Below are 19,553 nucleotides of genomic sequence, written 5' to 3'. Positions count from 1 at the left end.
GAAATAAATAATCTATCAAAACACAAACTGATTCGTTTCTGTATCAAACTGAATGTCATCAGAGTTAAAAATAGCTTTTAGTTTTGTAATCGTATTTGGTTCAGAAATAGTGCCCAGTGTAGTTTCTTGTTTGTCAATCAGTAACAATCTATTAGAATGCTTTAAAGCTAGGTTTACCTCGTGTGTAGAGATAATAATGGTCTTTTCCGTCTCTTTACATATTTTATGTAGTAGCTTAAAGATATTCAGTTTGTGGTGAATGTCTAAGTGTGAGGTAGGTTCGTCTAATAAAATTACAGCACTGTCTTGTGCCAATGCTCTTGCAATCATCACGCGTTGAAACTGTCCGTCACTCAATTGATGTATGTACTGATTTTTTAAGCTATCTGTGTCTGTTTGTTTTAGAGCCTTTAATATAATTTGCGCATCATCCTTACCTATATTTCCTAGCCAGTTAGTATAAGGTTGCCTCCCTAAGGCTACGGTCTCGTATACGGTTAATGGGCTTTCGGGCAAAGCATCCGTTAAAACCAAAGCTACATTTTTAGCAAAGATTTTTGCGTCTACTTGTTGGTAGTTAACAGCGTTAATGTTCATTTCTCCGCTAATAGCAGGTATTAAATTCCCAAGGGTTTTTAACAAGGTAGACTTTCCAGCTCCGTTTCTTCCCAACAAACAAATTATTTCTCCGCTATAAATATCTAAGTTTATGTTGGTGCAAACAGTGCTTTTCTTTTTGTTACGATGGTAACCTACCGTTAGATCTCTAGTGCGTAAAATTGTTTTTTCCATATTACGATGCAATTTTAGATCTAGAAATTAACAACCAAATAACTATAGGAGCTCCTAATAGCGAGGTAATAGCGTTAATAGGTAGGCTTTTACTAGCCAACGGAATATGAGATAAACTATCGCATACCAAAAGTACAATAGCTCCAATAATGCCAACTGCAGGAAGTAAAATGGTATGATTAGAAGTGTGAAAGACTAATTTGGTAATGTGCGGAATTGCCAAGCCAACAAAAGCAATAGGTCCTACAAAAGCAGTAATACAACCTGTTAAAACACTGGTAATAAGAAATACAAGGGTTTGGGTTTGTTTTAAGTTAATACCTAAGCTCTTTGCGTAATTTTCTCCTAATAGCAAGGCATTTAAAGGCTTTATAATAAATAACAAAGCTACAAAGCACAGAGAAAGGATGCTCAGTAAAATATAAATTTCAGACCATTGTAAATCTGCCAAACTACCTAAACTCCAAAAAATATACTGTTGCAAATCGTTGGCGGTACTAAAGTAAGATAGTACACTAATAATAGCCGATGTAAAACTACCAAACATTAAACCTATGATTAAAATAGACAACGTGTTTCTAATATTTCTAGATGCTAGCATTACCACAGCCAATACCAGAAAAGCTCCTAAGCTAGCGGCCAACGGAATTGAATACTTAAATAGCGCGGTAGAAACTCCTAAAAGGCTACCTCCCATAATAAGTAAAGCCACACCTAGGCTTGCTCCAGAACTAATTCCTAAAACAAAAGGCCCTGCCAATGGATTTCTAAAATAGGTTTGCATTAACAAACCACTAATTCCCAACCCCGAACCTGCAATAATACTGGCAAAGGTTTTAGGGAGTCTATAGTTAACAATAATGTAGTGTATGTTTTCGTTTATGCTGTTGTCGCCAATTAATACTTTCCAAATGGTATTTATAGAAATAGAAACACTACCCATACTTACATTTAAAAAAACACAAAGAGCTAAAAGTAGCACCAAGGCTAACCAAATAGAGTTGTATGTAGGTTTGGCCAACAACATTTATATGTTTTGTAAAAAGGTAATTAGTTTCTGTACAGCCAGTCCTCGGTGGCTAATTTTACCCTTTTCTTCCATGTTCATTTCTGCAAAAGATTGTTCAAACCCATCGGGTCTAAAAATAGGATCGTAACCAAATCCTTCGTTTCCTTGTTTTTTGGTTAAAATTTCTCCATTACAAATTCCCTCAAAAAGGTGTTGTTCTCCATTTAAGTTTAAACAAACAGCTGTTTTAAAATGAGCTTTTCTATTGGTGTTGCCTTCAAGTTTTTCTAACAATAAGGCCATGTTTTTTTCCGCGTTTCCATGTTCACCTGCATATCTGGCAGAATAAACACCTGGTTCACCATTTAACGCATCTACCAAAAGTCCTGTGTCATCTGCAAAACATGGCAAACCGTATTTTGTAGTTACATAGTTTGCTTTTATTTTAGCATTCCCTTCTAATGTAGTTGCTGTTTCTGGTATGTCTTCATTACATCCTATATCTGTAAGAGAAACAATTTCGCAATTGGGTAACATGGCAGATACCTCTTTTAACTTATTGTTGTTGTGGGTAGCAAAAACTATTTTCATGTGTTGAATTTTCTAGCGTAAAACTAATCAATCTTAGGTTTATTCGTGGTGGTAAGGTTCATTTTTTAATATGGTAAAACCTCTGTAAAGTTGTTCTACCATAAACAAACGAATCATTTGGTGAGAAAAAGTCATTTTAGACAATGAAATTTTGCCTTGAGCCTTTTTATAAACGGCATCAGAAAAGCCGTAAGGTCCTCCAATAACAAAGACCAGTTGTTTTATTCCGGAGTTCATTTTCTTTTGTAGAAAGTCCGCAAAATGCATAGAGGTAAAGTCTTTCCCCTTTTCATCTAATAAAACGAGCTGATCTGTAGGTTGTAATTTCTTTAATAGTAACTGGCCTTCTTTCTCTTTTTGTTGGCTTTCAGAAAGATTCTTAACGTTTTTAATGTCTGGAATTACTTCTAAATCGAATTTAACATAGTGTTTTAAACGACTTTGATAGTTTTCTATCAATTGAATTAAATTTTTATCGTCAGTTTTTCCAACTGCTAACAAAAGGATTTTCATAAAGTTTGCTTTCTAAAAGCACAAAGATACTAAGAAGAAACTAGTCTTATTCCGTATCGCCATTTTCGTAGAAAAATTCTTCTTTTATAATTTTCCCGTCTTTAATATGATACACACAAAGCTCGTCCAATTCAACTCTTCCCAAGCCTCTAATGTCTACATCTATAGACATTTTAAAGCAGATATGATTCTCAACCACCAGAGGGTCAGATACTTCGTATTTATGAATTTTATCAGCACGCTCATAGAACATAGCCGTTTTCTTTTGTACTTTGTTTATCCCCTTGGTTCTTCTATATCTAGAAACCTGAGATTCTATACTTTCAATATTATCATCGTATAATTCTACTTGTGCAAGCGCATTTTGACCTTTTCTGCATAATTCTACCAATCGGTCGGCTATCTGTTGTGTTGTCATATCTAGGTGTGGAGCTAATTTTTTATAAATTTAATTCCTCTTTTATGGAAAATTACTGATAGATAATTCAGACCAACCTGTTTTTTCGCATTTCTTATTTTGATTTATATACTTACTATCTATGGTAATTTCTGCTATAAGTTTATCTTTGTTTAAAATTTACATTTCATGATTCATCAAGAGCAATTTGATAAAGAAGTAGAATTGATTATTGCAAATGCAATTAGAGAAGATGTGGGAGATGGAGATCATTCTTCATTGGCTTGTATTCCTACAACCGCTAAAGGAAAGGCTAAATTGTTAGTTAAAGACGAAGGAGTAATAGCTGGAGTAGATTTTGCTTTAGAAGTATTTAAATATGTAGATGCCTCTTTAGAGGTAGAAGTATTAATAAAAGATGGTGAGTTGGTAACGTATGGAGATGTTGTTTTATACGTAACAGGTAGTTCGTTGTCTATTTTAAAAGCAGAGCGTTTGGTTTTAAATGCAATGCAGCGAATGAGTGCCATTGCAACCAAAACGGCTTCTTACGTAAAGTTGTTAGAGGGAACAGGTACCAAAGTATTAGATACTCGTAAAACAACACCTGGAATTCGAGCTCTAGAAAAATGGGCTGTAAAAATAGGGGGTGGAGAAAATCATCGTTTTGCTTTGTATGATATGATTATGTTAAAAGACAATCATATAGATTTTGCAGGAGGGGTTTCGCAGGCAATACTGCAAACAAAATCTTATTTAAAAGATCAAAACAAAGATTTAAAAATAATTGTAGAGGCAAGAGATTTACAAGAAATAGAAGAAATTATTCAATTTGAGGGAATTCATAGAATTTTAATTGATAATTTTAACTACGAGGACACCAAAAAGGCCGTTGCAATGATTGGTGATAAAGCCGGAACGGAATCTTCGGGTGGAATTAACGAAGAAACGTTAAGAAAATATGCAGAATGCGGAGTACAATACATCTCTTCTGGTGCATTAACACATTCTGTAGCAAATTTAGATTTAAGCTTAAAAGCTGTTGAGTAAAAGGTGATAGAGACAAAAGAAATAGAAAAAGACGATTCTGTAGAGCAGGAGTTAAGTAGAATACCATTGATAAATTGGCTGGTAAGTAAAGGAAAAAAAATTCCTGTTCCTGGTTTAAGGGGAATGAGCTTATACGATTTATTGGAGATGTATTTTATTGGAATTGTAAAAGGAGCTTTAACTTCTAGAGCAGGAGGTATTTCTTATAGTTTCTTTATGGCTTTGTTTCCCTTTATGCTTTTTATGCTAACGCTAATTCCGTATATCCCTATAGAAGGATTTCAGGATAATTTTTTAGGGTTGATAGCAGAGGTGTTACCGCCAGATACTTTTTCTGCTGTAGATTCTGTATTAAAAGATATTGCAAATAACAAGTATGGAGGATTGCTTTCCTTTGGTTTTTTAGTCTCTATTTTTTTAATGACAAACGGGGTAAATGCCGTGTTTGCTGCTTTTGAACATTCAGTACATGTAGAAGAGATTAGAAATGTAATCAAGCAGTATTTAATTTCGTTAGGAACCTCATTAACCATGTCTTTTATGTTGATTTTAACTGTGGCTGGAACTATTTTCTTTGAATTTGGTTTGACATTTTTAAATCAAAAAGGATGGTTGCCAGAGGATATGATGTGGTTGAGTAACCTACGTTATTTACTGTTTATGTTCTTAATTTTTTGTACCGTTTCTATGTTGTATTATTTTGGTACAAAAGAAGGTCGTAAAACACGTTTCTTTTCTGCAGGATCTGTGTTAACTACTGTTTTGTCTTTACTTACATTTTATGGTTTTGGAATTTATGTAGTTAAGTTTTCTAAGTACAACGAGTTGTATGGTTCTATTGGTACGTTGTTAGTCTTAATGCTTTTTATTTGGTTAAATGCAAATATATTGTTGTTAGGTTTTGAACTGAATGCCAGCATCACTCGTTTGCGTAATGAGCAGATGAATAAAGGGTAGAGTTTTATAAATAGATATGTTCGATTTTTAGTTTTGTTTCTAACAATTAGTTGTCTACTTTTAAACTAATTTGGTCATGGTGGATAGCTTTGCTCTTATTTAACTAAAATCAAGCTTGTCAAACTGTTGCCTTTAATTGCATGAAGATGTGGGAAAAGTTTCACTACTTAATTATTATTTTTATAGTTACTGTAATTAGTTTAGTAGTTATAAGCTTCATTCAGTATCCTTTTTTCCTAAGAAAGACTACTTTTTCTGAAGGAACTATAATTAGCTACAAAACAGATTATGCGATTAAATTTGATCCGAAAAGACCAATCTCAGCATGGAAATATCAATATATCTTTAAGACAGAAGATAAATATGTTGTTGACTGGGCTGTTCGTGAAAGAAAAAAAGAAATGTATTTGAGTAAAAAAGTTAAAGTAAAGTATTGGCAGAAAAACCCATTGATTAATGAAACTAAAACTTTTTATTCGAATGAAAAGCATTACAAATTATATGAGACAGTATTTGAAAATGGATATGCAGAAATTGAGTTAATCAATAACTTTTTTATCTACAAAAAAATCGAAAATTTAAATAAGGTTGAAAGAAAAAAATATGGTGAATTTGAAATCACGAATGATACTCTGAAACTCTATTCTAAGCCTAATAAGAGGCAACTTTTTCAAAGCTTTTTAGTTACTAACGATAGAATAGTAAATCTTGAAAACAAAATGATTTATTCTATAAATGAGTGAATTAAATAATAATCGAATAAACATGTAAAATATTATAAATCCGTTTAATAAAGATTGTTTTCATGTGGTTTAATGTCAATCTTAGTACGCAGCGAATCTGTCTTGAGCTAAGTCGAAAGATCGAGAAGTATTTGGGAGTGGTGTTTTTACTCTTGCAATTCTTTTTCTTGTTTCTTCTTTTTAGAATAAACCGTTTTTCCACCTTTTAGAAACTTACGCAACCAAAGAGCAGATTTCTTTAAGGTTCTTTTTTGAGTCGTAAAATCCGTATGAATAATTCCAAAACGCGTTTTAGTACCCTCAGCCCATTCAAAATTGTCAACCAACGTCCATATAAAATATCCTTTTACATTCATTCCTTTTTCGATGGCTTTTAATGTATAAGCAAAGGTCTTTTTAAAATATTTAATTCTGTTTTTGTCATTCACTTGTCCGTTCTCTATGGGGTCGTCAAAACAAACACCAGATTCCGAAATTAAAATCTCTTTAACCTTAGGGTACGCACTAAACTTTTTTAACATTTTATAAAGTCCTTTTGGGGAAATTTCCATACCCATGTTGTTCACCTTTGCATTTCTTTCTACTGCAGGAACCTCTGTCGCAAAAAGAATAGGAGGTAAGAGACTAAATTTTGCAACAATTCTAAAGTAATATTGTATTCCAATAAAATCAAAATCAAACTCCATTAATTCTTTATCTCCATCTTTTATATAGACTTCAATAGCATTTAAACCAGTAATAGCATCTGTAGGATAGCCCATTCCTAAAGCAGGTTCAATAAAAAAACGATTTAGCAAAGCATCAATTCTTTTTGCCGCTTTTTTATGTTTATTAAGCTGACTATATGGTGTTACATGAGAGCAAGAATAGGTAGTTCCTATATATGCATTAGTTACGTTTTTTCGAACAATTCTTCCTCCAATACCTTGGCACAGAGTTGCATGATGCGCAGCAGCTAAAAAATTAGTTGCTCCTTTTTTACCCGGAGCATGCATTCCCATAAAGTAACCCAATCCTACAAAGGTCATGGGCTCGTTTAAAACAATCCAGTTTTTAACCTTGGCTCCATATTCTTTGGTGCATATTTCTACATATTCTTTAAACCAATCTAAAATTTCTCTATTGGTCCATCCCCCTCTGTCTTCTAATGTCTGTGGTAAATCCCAATGGTATAGAGTTACCCATGGAGTAATTCCTAACTCTATACAATAGTCGATTACATTGTGATAAAATTCAATTCCTTTTGGATTGATTTCTCCGGTACCACTTGGTAGTATTCTAGACCATGATAAGGAAAATCGAAAAGAATCTAAATTCAACTCTTTAATTTTCTGAACATCCTCTTTGTAATTGTTGTAGAATTGAGTGGCTTCATTTCCATTTCCCTTTTTAAAGTCAGGATGGTTTGTAAAAGTATCCCAAATGGAATGTCCTTTACCGTCTTTATTATAAGCACCTTCGTTTTGATAAGAAGAAATAGTAGTTCCCCATAGAAAGTCTTTTGGGAATGCTTTTCTTTTGATTTTTTTACCTAACATAGTTCGTTTTACATAGCTTTCAATATACGAATACTTTAAACAAAGAATGAAAGTTATTATTAAATAATATAAAAGTAATTATCAAGTGTTTTACCTTTATAGGGCTAAAATGAACTTATGAAAATAATACTTACTTCTATAGGAACTAGAGGAGACATGGAACCTTTTTTAGCCATAGGAGATATTTTAAAGAAAAGAGGTCATAAAGTTATATGCCTATTTCCAGAACAATTTAAAGACTTGGTAGAAGATTCAGATTTAGAATTCCAATCTTTAGGAAGTAAGTTTTTAGAATTGTTAGACACACCCGAAGGAAAAATAGCAATGGGTGGAGGGCGTTTTGGTGTTAAGAAAATAAAAGCTTTTATAAAACTCATCAAAGAACAACCAGAAGCCAGTAAAGAAATGTTGCTTTTGCAAAAAGAAGTAATCGACCGTGAGCAACCAGATAGGGTAGTGCATCATGCTAAAACCATCTATCCTGTAATTTGGAGTTTAAAGCATAAGAATAAAAACACCTTAATAGTACCTGTTCCTTATATGCACTATGTAAAAGGACATCCTCATGTCGCTTTTAATAAAGATTTAGGAACGTTCTTTAACAAGCTTTCCTATAAATTAGTCAACACCGGGTTAATTTATTCGGTGATGAAAGCTATAAAAACATTAGAACTTCATAAGAAGGTAAAAACTACTATAATTAAAGAAGCCTTATTTAAGAGTAAAACAATATATACCATTTCGCCTTCTTTATTTAAGAGACCTACGTATTGGCAATCTAATTTAAAGGTTTTGGGTTTCTATGAAAGAAACAAACAATCCAATTGGGTTCCTACTCAAGAATTGTTGCTTTTTATAAAGAAACATCCCAAAATTCTATTTGTCACTTTTGGTAGTATGGTTAACGATGATGCTCTTGGTAAAACACAAATAATTCTAGATATTTTACAAAAGAATAAAATACCTGCTATTATAAATACGTATTCGGGAGGCTTAGTACCGTTAGAGACATATAATAATGAGTTAATTCATTATGTTAAAAGAATCCCTTACGATTGGATTTTTCCCAAAATGTATGGAGTCATTCACCATGGTGGGTCAGGAACTACGCACATGGCATTAAAAAATGGTTGTGTGAATTTGATCATACCTCATATTATAGATCAGTATGTATGGAATAAAATCATAGCAGAAAATAATTATGGCCCTTTAGGAATTGATGTAAAACAGATATCCGTTTCTACTTTAGCACCTAAAGTAATAGATATGTATAGTAATGTAGACTACAAAAATAAAGTGATAGAGCTGCAGCAGAAAATGAAAGAAGAGGATAATACAGAAGAATTGTGTAAAACGATTCTTAATGATTGAAATTATTATGTTCGTTTTTAGGCCTTTACAAACTATTTTAAAAAAAGATTAAAAAGCGCATTGTTTAAGGGGAATAGTTGTGTATCTTTGCACCCGCAAACGCAGTAAGGCAAACGAGCTGAGTTAGCAAAGTTCATTAGCAGGGTAGGAGTTTTTAAGTTACAGATTATCATTAGAATAACTAGTTTTAGTTTTTTGATTAAGGTGTTAATTAAAGCTTAAAATTTTCTTAAAAAAAACTTCAAGAAAGTTTGTTTTAAGAAAGAAAAGATTCTTACATTTGCAGCCCGCTTCGGCGGAGTAACAAAAGCCACTAAGTGGTTAAGTTCATTGAGAAATTTGAAATTGACAGCGCGAATTAAAGAGTAGATCGCATGGAAGATTGCTGAACTTGTTTCAGTATCACCATAGATTTTTTTGAGCATCGAAATATAAAAATATAACGATGAAGAGTTTGATCCTGGCTCAGGATGAACGCTAGCGGCAGGCTTAACACATGCAAGTCGAGGGGTAACAGGGATAGCTTGCTATTTGCTGACGACCGGCGCACGGGTGCGTAACGCGTATAGAACCTACCTTAAACTGGAGAATACCCTTTGGAAACGAAGATTAATACTCCATAGTGTTATTGAATTGCATAATTTGATAATTAAAGATTTATTGGTTTAAGATGGCTATGCGTCTTATTAGCTAGATGGTAAGGTAACGGCTTACCATGGCAACGATAAGTAGGGGTCCTGAGAGGGAGATCCCCCACACTGGTACTGAGACACGGACCAGACTCCTACGGGAGGCAGCAGTGAGGAATATTGGTCAATGGAGGCAACTCTGAACCAGCCATGCCGCGTGAAGGATGACTGCCCTATGGGTTGTAAACTTCTTTTATAGAGGAAGAAACGCAGATACGTGTATTTGTTTGACGGTACTCTACGAATAAGCACCGGCTAACTCCGTGCCAGCAGCCGCGGTAATACGGAGGGTGCAAGCGTTATCCGGAATCATTGGGTTTAAAGGGTTCGTAGGCGGGCTGATCAGTCAGAGGTGAAATCCCATAGCTCAACTATGGCACTGCCTTTGATACTGTTAGTCTTGAGTCATATGGAAGTGGATAGAATATGTAGTGTAGCGGTGAAATGCATAGATATTACATAGAATACCGATTGCGAAGGCAGTCCACTACGTATGTACTGACGCTGATGAACGAAAGCGTGGGGAGCGAACGGGATTAGATACCCCGGTAGTCCACGCCGTAAACGTTGGACACTAGTTGTTGGAATTTTTCAGTGACTAAGCGAAAGTGATAAGTGTCCCACCTGGGGAGTACGGTCGCAAGATTGAAACTCAAAGGAATTGACGGGGGCCCGCACAAGCGGTGGAGCATGTGGTTTAATTCGATGATACGCGAGGAACCTTACCAGGGCTTAAATGTAGGATGCATTATTTAGAGATAGATATTTCTTCGGACTTCTTACAAGGTGCTGCATGGTTGTCGTCAGCTCGTGCCGTGAGGTGTCAGGTTAAGTCCTATAACGAGCGCAACCCCTATCGTTAGTTGCAAACAGGTAAAGCTGTGGACTCTAGCGAGACTGCCGGTGCAAACCGCGAGGAAGGTGGGGATGACGTCAAATCATCACGGCCCTTACGTCCTGGGCTACACACGTGCTACAATGGCAATGACAGCGAGCAGCCACTCAGCGATGAGGAGCGAATCTATAAACATTGTCACAGTTCGGATTGGAGTCTGCAACTCGACTCCATGAAGCTGGAATCGCTAGTAATCGCATATCAGCCATGATGCGGTGAATACGTTCCCGGGCCTTGTACACACCGCCCGTCAAGCCATGGAAGCTGGGAGTGCCTGAAGTCGGTCACCGCAAGGAGCCGCCTAGGGTAAAACTGGTAACTAGGGCTAAGTCGTAACAAGGTAGCCGTACCGGAAGGTGCGGCTGGAACACCTCCTTTCTAGAGAAAAAAAGGTGTTTAAAGAAGTTAGGTTTACTTTTTAATTGCTGTTAATTTTTAATGATATATAATACAATCACATAGAGTCTCGTAGCTCAGCTGGTTAGAGCGCTACACTGATAATGTAGAGGTCGGCAGTTCGAGTCTGCCCGAGACTACAACAAGCGAAGCTTGTCTAGTAAGACAGGTAGAGATAAAAAAAGACAACTTAGTTGTCAGATTGTATTAAAAAAGGAAATTCTAGAAGCAGATAATTACAAATTACGAATTAGTAATTACTAATGACTAACTACTAATTACTAACACTAGTATAAGGGGGATTAGCTCAGCTGGCTAGAGCGCTTGCCTTGCACGCAAGAGGTCATCGGTTCGACTCCGATATTCTCCACAATAATAGCTATAGGCTCTATGCCTTATGCTATAAGCTGCCAAGCCTAATGCGTATAGCATAAAGCTTACAGCGATTAAAGTTCATTGACATATTGATAAAAAATATTTAAGAGAAAAATATTTTACTTGAGTAGACATACAAATTTAGTAATTAGTATAGAGTACATAGTACAAAGTATTAATTACAAGAATTATAAAATAATTACAGTTTAACTGTAATAAATTAAAGACGCAAATAGGTACAATAAGCTAATTAAGGGTGTATGGCGGATGCCTAGGCTCTCAGAGGCGATGAAGGACGTGATAAGCTGCGATAAGCTTCGGTTAGGTGCACATAACTTTACCCGAAGATTTCCGAATGGGGCAACCCAGTATATTGAAGATATACTACCGAGAGGAGCAAACGTGGTGAACTGAAACATCTAAGTAACCATAGGAAGAGAAAATAATAATGATTTCGTTAGTAGTGGCGAGCGAACGCGAATTAGCCCAAACCTATTTTGTTACGGCAAAATAGGGGTTGTAGGACTGAGTCATCAAGACACAATTGAACTAGAATCCTCTGGAAAGTGGAGCGATAAGGGTGATAGCCCCGTATAGGTAAGAGAAGTTATTGTATCAGATTCCTGAGTAGGGCGGGGCACGTGGAACCCTGTCTGAATCTGCCGGGACCATCCGGTAAGGCTAAATACTCCTGAGAGACCGATAGTGAACTAGTACCGTGAGGGAAAGGTGAAAAGAACCCTAAGTAAGGGAGTGAAATAGATCCTGAAACCGTACACCTACAAGCGGTCGGAGCCCTATGGGGTGACGGCGTGCCTTTTGCATAATGAGCCTACGAGTTACTTTATCTAGCAAGGTTAATGTATTCAGTACAGGAGCCGTAGCGAAAGCGAGTCTTAATAGGGCGTTTTAGTTAGGTTGAGTAGACGCGAAACCTGGTGATCTACCCATGGGCAGGTTGAAGCTCTGGTAACACAGAGTGGAGGACCGAACCCGTTGACGTTGAAAAGTCTTGGGATGACCTGTGGGTAGGGGTGAAAGGCCAATCAAACCAGGAAATAGCTCGTACTCCCCGAAATGCATTTAGGTGCAGCGTTGTGGTTAGTTATATAGAGGTAGAGCTACTGATTGGATGCGGGGGCTTCACCGCCTACCAATTCCTGACAAACTCCGAATGCTATATAATATACACAGCAGTGAGGGCATGGGTGCTAAGGTCCATGTCCGAGAGGGAAAGAACCCAGACCATCAGCTAAGGTCCCCAAATATATACTAAGTTGAATAAACGAGGTTTGACTGCCCAGACAGCTAGGATGTTGGCTTGGAAGCAGCCATTCATTTAAAGAGTGCGTAACAGCTCACTAGTCGAGCGGTCGAGCATGGATAATAATCGGGCATAAGTATATTACCGAAGCTATGGACGAAAGTGGTAGGGGAGCATTCTAGTTGTGTTGAAGGTGTATCGTAAGGTATGCTGGAACGGCTAGAAAAGAAAATGTAGGCATAAGTAACGATAAGGCGGGTGAGAAACCCGCCCTCCGAAAAACTAAGGTTTCCTCAGCGATGCTAATCAGCTGAGGGTTAGTCAGGGCCTAAGGCGAACCCGAATGGGGTAGTCGATGGACAACAGGTTAATATTCCTGTACCTGCACCCGTTAAAAGTGACGGATCTCCCAGATGCTTGCGTACTGACGGAAATGTACGCTGAGCCTAGACTTCGGTCGAAGCGAAAGTAAGTAAGAGGTTCCAAGAAAAGCGAGGGATGCAGCCTGTACCGTAAACCGACACAGGTAGTTGGGATGAGTATTCTAAGGAGCTCGAGTGATTCATGGCTAAGGAACTAGGCAAAATCGACCCGTAACTTCGGGAGAAGGGTCGCCCATCTTCGGATGGGCCGCAGTTAAAAGGTCCAGGCGACTGTTTATCAAAAACACAGGGCTCTGCTAAAACGAAAGTTGATGTATAGGGCCTGACACCTGCCCGGTGCTGGAAGGTTAAGTGGAGGGTTTAGCTTCGGCGACGATCTGAAATGAAGCCCCAGTAAACGGCGGCCGTAACTATAACGGTCCTAAGGTAGCGAAATTCCTTGTCGGGTAAGTTCCGACCTGCACGAATGGTGCAACGATCTGGACACTGTCTCAGCCATGAGCTCGGTGAAATTGTAGTATCGGTGAAGATGCCGATTACCCGCTACGGGACGAAAAGACCCCGTGAACCTTTACTATAGCTTAGTATTGGCTTTGGATAAGTAATGTGTAGGATAGGTGGGAGACTTCGATCATGCGTCGCTAGGCGTGTGTGAGTCATTGTTGAAATACCACCCTTTGCTTATCTAGAGTCTAACCCAGCGATGGGGACAGTGCTTGGTGGGTAGTTTGACTGGGGTGGTCGCCTCCAAAAGAGTAACGGAGGCTTCTAAAGGTACCCTCAGTACGCTTGGTAACCGTACGTAGAGTGCAATGGCATAAGGGTGCTTGACTGCGAGACTTACAAGTCGATCAGGTTGGAAACAAGAGCATAGTGATCCGGTGGTTCCGCATGGAAGGGCCATCGCTCAAAGGATAAAAGGTACTCCGGGGATAACAGGCTGATCTCCCCCAAGAGCTCACATCGACGGGGGGGTTTGGCACCTCGATGTCGGCTCGTCACATCCTGGGGCTGGAGAAGGTCCCAAGGGTTGGGCTGTTCGCCCATTAAAGTGGCACGCGAGCTGGGTTCAGAACGTCGTGAGACAGTTCGGTCTCTATCTGTAGCGGGCGTTAGAAATTTGCGTGGATTTGACTCTAGTACGAGAGGACCGAGTTGAACTAACCTCTGGTGTATCAGTTGTTCCGCCAGGAGCATTGCTGAGTAGCTACGTTGGGAAGGGATAAGCGCTGAAAGCATATAAGCGCGAAACCCACCACAAGATGAGATTTCTTTAAAGGGTGGTTGTAGATCACGACCTTGATAGGATACAGGTGTAAAGGTGGTAACATCATAGCCGAGTATTACTAATAACCCATAGGCTTATGTACCTTGCGGGCTTTAATAATTATGATTTAAATTTTAGTACAAAGTATTAAGTACATAGTACAAAGAAACTCAAGAAAAAATAGACATAAAATCTTAGATATTAGTTATCAATATGTACAACATAATTAATTACGAAATGATTAATTAGGAATTACGAATACACTATATAATTCGTAATTAGCTAAATCGTAAATCGTAATTGACAACCTTAAGGTGATTATTGCAATAGGGCTCACCTCTTCCCATCCCGAACAGAGAAGTTAAGCCTATTAGCGCAGATGGTACTACCACTGGTGGGAGAGTATGTCATCGCCTTTTTTTTATCCTGAAATAAATTCAGGATTTATAAACCCTGAACCTAGTTCAGGGTTTTTTATTTTATAACAATCCTTCATTACATTAGTAGTGAAGGATTGTTTGTTTTAGATACTTTTTTACTGGATAGAATAGGAGTTGAGGGCTAAAGGAGTAAAGGAGTTGAGGAGTGAAGGAGTTGAGGAGATGAGAAGTTGATGAATAAAGGAGTAAGAATCATGACTCTTGGTTCTTGATTCTAATATCTAATAACTGATATCTAAAAGTCTAAAAAAGTGTTAGGGATAGCAACGGCATCCTTTTGGTGATAGAGCTTAGCTTGTTTAGATTAGGAATAATGTTTTAAACAATGAGAAACCATTTAAAGAGGAATAACCTACACCAAAAGATATAGTGGATAGCCCGACCCTTGATTAAAAGGGGAACACCCAAAAACAATAAAGCCGAATCTATGAATTTAGAATCGGCTTTTTAGTTTGGGTTAAAGTTGTGGAACTGCATTTGTGTTATGATTTAGATAGGATATGTGAAATTAATACTGCTTTATTATAAAAAAAAAGGATAATTTGACTTTTCTATTCTATTAAAAATCAAGAGATAATGAAGTATGCTGTTAATTTTTTTTTCGTGTTATGTATTGTTTGTTTTTCAAAAACTGTAGGACAATCTAAGCCTAATATATTGTTTATAGCCATTGATGATTTACGTCCAGAGCTGGGGTGTTATGGTGCTGATGTTGTATTGTCTCCAAATATTGATGGATTGGCGAAAGAAGGATTGAGATTTGAAAGAGCATACTGTCAACAAGCTATTTGTAGTCCATCTAGGGCAAGTTTAATGACTGGAGCAAGACCTGAAACGATTAAGGTGATTGAGAACTTTACTTATTTTAGAGACCTGAATCCTGATGTGATTACATTGCCACAACATTTTAGGAACAATGGTTATGAAACGGTATATGCGGGTAAAATTTTTCACGGTAAATATTCTGATGAAGAACTTTCTTGGTCTAGACAACCGGCTGTAGGAAAGTTGTTGGCGAAAGGGATTAGAAAACCGTCTCATAAATTTGCTTTAGAAAAAAATCAGAAAATGATTTTTGAAGCCAAAGAAGCTGTTGTAAAGAAGTATGGTGAAGGTGCAAGAAAGTATGGTCTTGGTAGAGGACCAGCATATGAATTTGCAAATGTACCTGATGAAAGTTTTGATGATGGTTACAATGCTTTGTTAGCAATAGAGACTCTTAAAGAATTAAAAAATAGTGATAAACCATTTTTTCTTGGATTAGGGTTTAAAAAACCTCATTTGGAATTTATTGCTCCTAAAAAATACTGGGATTTGTATGAAAATAAAGTTATTCCATTGGCTAAACATAAAAATCCACCTAAGGACGGAGCAAAAATGGGCTTGCATGCATCTTTTGAGTTACGAGCACGTTCTGGTGTTCCAAAGTACGGTGATTTTAGTGTTGCCCAATCTATTAATTACAAGAAGGCTTATTTAGCTTGTGTTTCTTATGTAGATGCCCAATTGGGTAAAGTATTAAAAGCGCTTGAGCGTGAGGGATTAAAGGAGAATACGATTGTTATTTTATGGACGGATCATGGTTGGCATTTAGGAGATATGGGAATTTGGGGTAAAGCTACTAATTATGAAATTACAACTAGGGTTCCAATGATTATAAGCACACCTGAGATGTCTGATACTATTAGGGGAAGTAAAACGGATGCTTTGGTAGAATTGGTTGACATGTATCCTACTTTAACAGAATTGGCAGGTTTACCAATGCCAAATCATTTAGAAGGTCAGAGTTTTGTGCCTTTGTTAAGTGCTCCAAAGCAACAATGGAAAAAAGCAGCTTTTAGTCAGTTTCCTTCTCCAGCTCTTAGAGAATGGGCAGCAAATCCTTTGTCTAAAGGGATGAGAGAGACTTATTTTGGCCCATTAATAGTTTATGTAGAAAATGGTATTAAAAAGCAATTGAAGGGAGCATGGAATAGAGATTTATTTGAGAATAGATTGATGGGGTATGCAATGAGAACTGATAGGTATAGAATGATATTATGGAAAGACTATACAAAGCCAAATAGTGAACCTATTTTTGTTGAGTTATATGATCATAAATTAGATCCGGATGAAACGGTAAATATAGCTTCTAAAAATCCAAAACTAGTTAAACAGTTGATACAGCAGTTTGATAGCGGTTGGGAGGGAAACAAAGCTAGATTATAGGAAAGTTTTACTTTTATATGATGTTAAGGATTCAACCTTTCGAAAAATACACAAGGCAATCTTTATGTCTGAACTTTTTATAAAGCTAAACAGGTTTTACGTTAAAAATAGAGAAGTAATATCACCAATGCGGAACAGATTTAAGAGCTAAGACCCAAAATAAAAAAAGCATTTTATCGATGATGATAGAATGCTTTTTTATTGTATGTAAATGTGCTATTAATCTTCTATTCGTTCAACCTTTCCTACTAAGAAAATATAAGAAAGAGCTGCCAATAATGTAAGACTGCTAATGAATATAAGTGCAGGTTCAAAATTACCATCGCTAACTAAATAACCTATAGCAGTAGGTACTATCATGGCTGAAAGTCCTCCGATAAAGTTGAAAACACCACCCGTTAAACCAATTAGTTTTTTAGGAGCAATTAAAGAAACAAATACCCATGTAATGGATGCCAATCCGTTTCCGAAAAAAGCAACAGACATAAATAGTGTTACCCAAAAAGGGTTGTTTGTGTAATTGGCTCCAACAATAGAGGTTGATAATAGTAAACCTGTAACGACAGGAGTTTTGCGTGCAATGTCTACCGATACATTTTTTTTGGCCATATAGTCTGATATAAAACCAGAAAACAAGACTCCAAAAAAAGCAAAGATAAAAGGAATAGAAGCTGTAAATCCTGACTGAAGGAAGTTCATTCCTTTAAAATCTATTAAGTATTTAGGAAACCAGGTAAGAAAGAACATTAAGGTAGCTCCTAAGCCAAATTGGCCTAAATAAATTCCCCAAAGCTTACGTTTGGTAAGTACTGTTTTAAGATTTTTCCATTGAAATTTAACTTTTCCTTCTTTGCTACTTTCCTTTGGGTCTTCTACCAACGCACCTCCTTTGGTAATATATTCTAATTCGGCCGGGTTGATTTTACTTGAGTTGTTAGGATCTCTATAGATAAACATCCATATGATTCCCCATAACAAACCAATTGCACCTGTAATGTAGAATAAAGCTCTCCACCCTAAATAGTGCTCTATAGAAATTAAAGCAGGTGTTAAAAAAGCCAACCCGATAAATTGTCCAGAGGTATATGTAGCTATTGCACCAGCTCTTTCGTTATCTGGAAACCACTTGGTAATAATTCGATTGTTTAATGGATACGAAGGAGCCTCGAACAGTCCGATGAAAATTCGTAGTATTAGTAGTATTATAAAACTAGTAACAAACCCCTGAAGTATGGTAGCTATAGACCATGTTATTAAACAGAAGCTATAGAAATAGCGAATGTTTAGTTTGTCTGCTAAATATCCTCCGGGTATTTGTGATAGGGCATAAGCAAGTCCGAAAGCAGAAAATAGATAACCTACCTGAATGGTAGATAGCCCTAGTTCGTTGCTAATAAATGAAGCTCCAACAGAAATATTACTTCTGTCCATATAGTTAATTACTACATTAATAAAAACGGCAGCTAATATGCTATAACGAGCTTTTGTAGGTTTGGTTGTTGTATTCATAAGTGTTTGTTTTTTACCATTCTGCAATACTTCCATCTTTATGAAACCAAACAGTATTTCTCCAGTTATGACCAATTTCAGCCATTTTTCTTACGTATTCTTCGTCTATTTCTATTCCTAATCCTGGACCAGAAGGAATATTGGCATATCCGTTTTCGTATTTAAAAACTGACTTGTCTTTTATGTATTTTAACAAATCGTCTTCACCTCCATAATGAATTCCTAAGCTTTGTTCTTGTATAAAAGCATTGTAGCAACTGGCATCTATTTGTAAACATGCCGCAAGTGCAATGGGACCTAGTGGACAGTGTGGAGCAGCTGCAACATCGTAAGCCTCTGCCATGGATAGTATTTTTTTACATTCGGTAATACCTCCTGCATGCGATAGGTCTGGTTGTATGATATCTACAGATCCGTTGGCTATAATTTCTTTAAAATGCCAACGGCTAAACATTCTTTCTCCTGTGGCAATAGGAATACAGGTTAAATTTGACAACTGTTTTAGTGCTTCGTTGTGTTCTGGTATTAGAGGCTCTTCTATAAACATGGGCTTAAATTGCTCTAGTTCTTTGGCCAATACTTTTGCCATAGGCTTGTGCAATCTACCATGAAAATCGATCCCGAAATCTACGGAGTACCCTACAGCTTCTCTTAGTCCTGCAACACGTTCTAATACCCAATCAATTTTTTGATAGGTATCTACTATTTGCATTTGTTCTGTACCTGTAATTTTAACGGCTTCAAAACCAGCTGCTTTAGAAGCTAAAACTGCTTGTCCAAGATCTTTTCCATTTTCTCCGTAAACCCACGAGTATACTTTTATTTTATCACGTGTTTTACCACCTAACAATTCGTATATAGGTGCGTTGTAAAACTTTCCTTTGATATCCCAAAGGGCTTGGTCTATACCAGATAATGCACTCATAAAAACAGGACCTCCACGATAATAACCACCGCGGTATAAATTGTTCCAGTGTTCTTCTATATGCAATGGGTTTTTACCTATTAAAGACTCCATTAATTCTTCTACAGCCTTGGCAGTAGTATCTGCTTTACCTTCTACAATAGGTTCTCCCCAACCTATTAAACCATCGTCTGTTTCTATTTTTAAAAACAGCCATCTTGGTGGAACTTTAAAAAGTTCGAAGCTTTTGATTTTCATGAGT

At 36.9% G+C, this 19,553-nt stretch carries 13 protein-coding genes, 2 tRNA genes and 3 rRNA genes; 10 read left to right on the top strand and 8 right to left on the bottom strand.

All coding sequences use genetic code 11. The annotated features are described in order from the left end of the window. Positions 1-15: 15 nt before the first annotated feature. From ACXHHC_RS03140 to ACXHHC_RS03120, 5 genes are read right to left on the bottom strand one after another with little or no spacing between them, the layout of a single operon-like run. Positions 16-792 (bottom strand): ABC transporter ATP-binding protein, encoded by a 777-nt coding sequence (locus ACXHHC_RS03140; protein WP_458228198.1) that lies wholly within the window; start codon positions 790-792, stop codon positions 16-18. A gap of 1 nt (position 793) precedes the next feature. Continuing rightward, positions 794-1,819: an iron chelate uptake ABC transporter family permease subunit gene (locus tag ACXHHC_RS03135; RefSeq protein ID WP_458228197.1), complete on the bottom strand. Its 1,026-nt coding sequence runs from the start codon at positions 1,817-1,819 to the stop codon at positions 794-796. Further along, positions 1,820-2,392, bottom strand: a complete 573-nt coding sequence (locus ACXHHC_RS03130; protein WP_458228196.1) for a non-canonical purine NTP diphosphatase — start codon at positions 2,390-2,392, stop codon at positions 1,820-1,822. A gap of 39 nt (positions 2,393-2,431) precedes the next feature. Continuing rightward, a complete protein-coding gene (gene rlmH / locus ACXHHC_RS03125) occupies positions 2,432-2,905 on the bottom strand; it encodes a 23S rRNA (pseudouridine(1915)-N(3))-methyltransferase RlmH (RefSeq protein WP_458228195.1) in 474 nt (157 codons plus the stop codon). Positions 2,906-2,951: 46 nt separating this feature from the next. Continuing rightward, positions 2,952-3,323 (bottom strand): SnoaL-like domain-containing protein, encoded by a 372-nt coding sequence (locus ACXHHC_RS03120; RefSeq protein ID WP_458228194.1) that lies wholly within the window; start codon positions 3,321-3,323, stop codon positions 2,952-2,954. 168 nt (positions 3,324-3,491) lie between these two features. Here ACXHHC_RS03120 and nadC point away from each other — a divergent pair, with 168 nt between their 5' ends. The 3 genes from nadC to ACXHHC_RS03105 all read left to right on the top strand — a co-directional run bounded on the left by nadC (position 3,492) and on the right by ACXHHC_RS03105 (position 6,052). Then, on the top strand, positions 3,492-4,352 hold the full coding sequence (gene nadC / locus ACXHHC_RS03115) for a carboxylating nicotinate-nucleotide diphosphorylase (protein WP_458228193.1): 861 nt from the start codon (positions 3,492-3,494) through the stop codon (positions 4,350-4,352). Positions 4,353-4,355: 3 nt separating this feature from the next. Next, positions 4,356-5,309: a YihY/virulence factor BrkB family protein gene (locus tag ACXHHC_RS03110; RefSeq protein WP_458228192.1), complete on the top strand. Its 954-nt coding sequence runs from the start codon at positions 4,356-4,358 to the stop codon at positions 5,307-5,309. Between the two features lie 146 nt (positions 5,310-5,455). Then, entirely contained in the window at positions 5,456-6,052 is a 597-nt protein-coding gene (locus tag ACXHHC_RS03105; protein ID WP_458228191.1) for a hypothetical protein, read from the top strand. Positions 6,053-6,198: 146 nt separating this feature from the next. Here the strand turns inward: ACXHHC_RS03105 and ACXHHC_RS03100 are convergent, their stop codons facing one another. After that, on the bottom strand, positions 6,199-7,590 hold the full coding sequence (locus tag ACXHHC_RS03100) for a GH1 family beta-glucosidase (protein ID WP_458228190.1): 1,392 nt from the start codon (positions 7,588-7,590) through the stop codon (positions 6,199-6,201). Positions 7,591-7,707: 117 nt separating this feature from the next. Between ACXHHC_RS03100 and ACXHHC_RS03095 the strand changes: the two genes are divergently transcribed. The 7 genes from ACXHHC_RS03095 to ACXHHC_RS03065 all read left to right on the top strand — a co-directional run bounded on the left by ACXHHC_RS03095 (position 7,708) and on the right by ACXHHC_RS03065 (position 16,878). Further along, a complete protein-coding gene (locus ACXHHC_RS03095; RefSeq protein WP_458228189.1) occupies positions 7,708-8,961 on the top strand; it encodes a glycosyltransferase in 1,254 nt (417 codons plus the stop codon). 442 nt (positions 8,962-9,403) lie between these two features. After that, a 16S ribosomal RNA gene (locus tag ACXHHC_RS03090) occupies positions 9,404-10,923 on the top strand. An 84-nt stretch (positions 10,924-11,007) separates the two neighbouring features. Continuing rightward, positions 11,008-11,081, top strand: a tRNA-Ile gene (locus tag ACXHHC_RS03085). A 156-nt stretch (positions 11,082-11,237) separates the two neighbouring features. Continuing rightward, positions 11,238-11,311 (top strand) — tRNA-Ala (locus ACXHHC_RS03080). A 244-nt stretch (positions 11,312-11,555) separates the two neighbouring features. Then, a 23S ribosomal RNA gene (locus ACXHHC_RS03075) occupies positions 11,556-14,333 on the top strand. 207 nt (positions 14,334-14,540) lie between these two features. Beyond that, positions 14,541-14,649, top strand: a 5S ribosomal RNA gene (gene rrf / locus ACXHHC_RS03070). Together the 16S, 23S and 5S rRNA genes with 2 tRNA genes alongside form the textbook arrangement of a ribosomal RNA operon. Positions 14,650-15,246: 597 nt before the next feature. Continuing rightward, positions 15,247-16,878 carry a sulfatase gene (locus ACXHHC_RS03065; protein WP_458228188.1) on the top strand — a complete coding sequence of 544 codons (1,632 nt, stop codon included), beginning with the start codon at positions 15,247-15,249 and terminating at the stop codon, positions 16,876-16,878. Between the two features lie 219 nt (positions 16,879-17,097). Here ACXHHC_RS03065 and ACXHHC_RS03060 read toward each other — a convergent pair whose 3' ends face one another. Further along, complete coding sequence (locus ACXHHC_RS03060; protein ID WP_458228187.1) at positions 17,098-18,387, bottom strand: MFS transporter; 1,290 nt, start codon at positions 18,385-18,387, stop codon at positions 17,098-17,100. A 13-nt stretch (positions 18,388-18,400) separates the two neighbouring features. Further along, positions 18,401-19,549 carry a galactonate dehydratase gene (dgoD, locus tag ACXHHC_RS03055; protein WP_458228186.1) on the bottom strand — a complete coding sequence of 383 codons (1,149 nt, stop codon included), beginning with the start codon at positions 19,547-19,549 and terminating at the stop codon, positions 18,401-18,403. Positions 19,550-19,553 lie beyond the last annotated feature (4 nt).

It is taken from the genome of Wenyingzhuangia sp. IMCC45574 (assembly GCF_054182685.1).
This window is presented reverse-complemented; position numbering and strand designations above follow the sequence as displayed.

Coding starts and splice junctions, on each gene's coding strand:
- rlmH (WP_458228195.1), bottom strand. CDS start 2,905: ATGAAAATCCTTTTGTTAGCAGTTGGAAAAACTGACGATAAAAATTTA.
- ACXHHC_RS03120 (WP_458228194.1), bottom strand. CDS start 3,323: ATGACAACACAACAGATAGCCGACCGATTGGTAGAATTATGCAGAAAA.
- ACXHHC_RS03130 (WP_458228196.1), bottom strand. CDS start 2,392: ATGAAAATAGTTTTTGCTACCCACAACAACAATAAGTTAAAAGAGGTA.
- ACXHHC_RS03060 (WP_458228187.1), bottom strand. CDS start 18,387: ATGAATACAACAACCAAACCTACAAAAGCTCGTTATAGCATATTAGCT.
- ACXHHC_RS03105 (WP_458228191.1), top strand. CDS start 5,456: ATGTGGGAAAAGTTTCACTACTTAATTATTATTTTTATAGTTACTGTA.
- ACXHHC_RS03140 (WP_458228198.1), bottom strand. CDS start 792: ATGGAAAAAACAATTTTACGCACTAGAGATCTAACGGTAGGTTACCAT.
- ACXHHC_RS03065 (WP_458228188.1), top strand. CDS start 15,247: ATGAAGTATGCTGTTAATTTTTTTTTCGTGTTATGTATTGTTTGTTTT.
- dgoD (WP_458228186.1), bottom strand. CDS start 19,549: ATGAAAATCAAAAGCTTCGAACTTTTTAAAGTTCCACCAAGATGGCTG.
- ACXHHC_RS03135 (WP_458228197.1), bottom strand. CDS start 1,819: ATGTTGTTGGCCAAACCTACATACAACTCTATTTGGTTAGCCTTGGTG.
- nadC (WP_458228193.1), top strand. CDS start 3,492: ATGATTCATCAAGAGCAATTTGATAAAGAAGTAGAATTGATTATTGCA.
- ACXHHC_RS03100 (WP_458228190.1), bottom strand. CDS start 7,590: ATGTTAGGTAAAAAAATCAAAAGAAAAGCATTCCCAAAAGACTTTCTA.
- ACXHHC_RS03095 (WP_458228189.1), top strand. CDS start 7,708: ATGAAAATAATACTTACTTCTATAGGAACTAGAGGAGACATGGAACCT.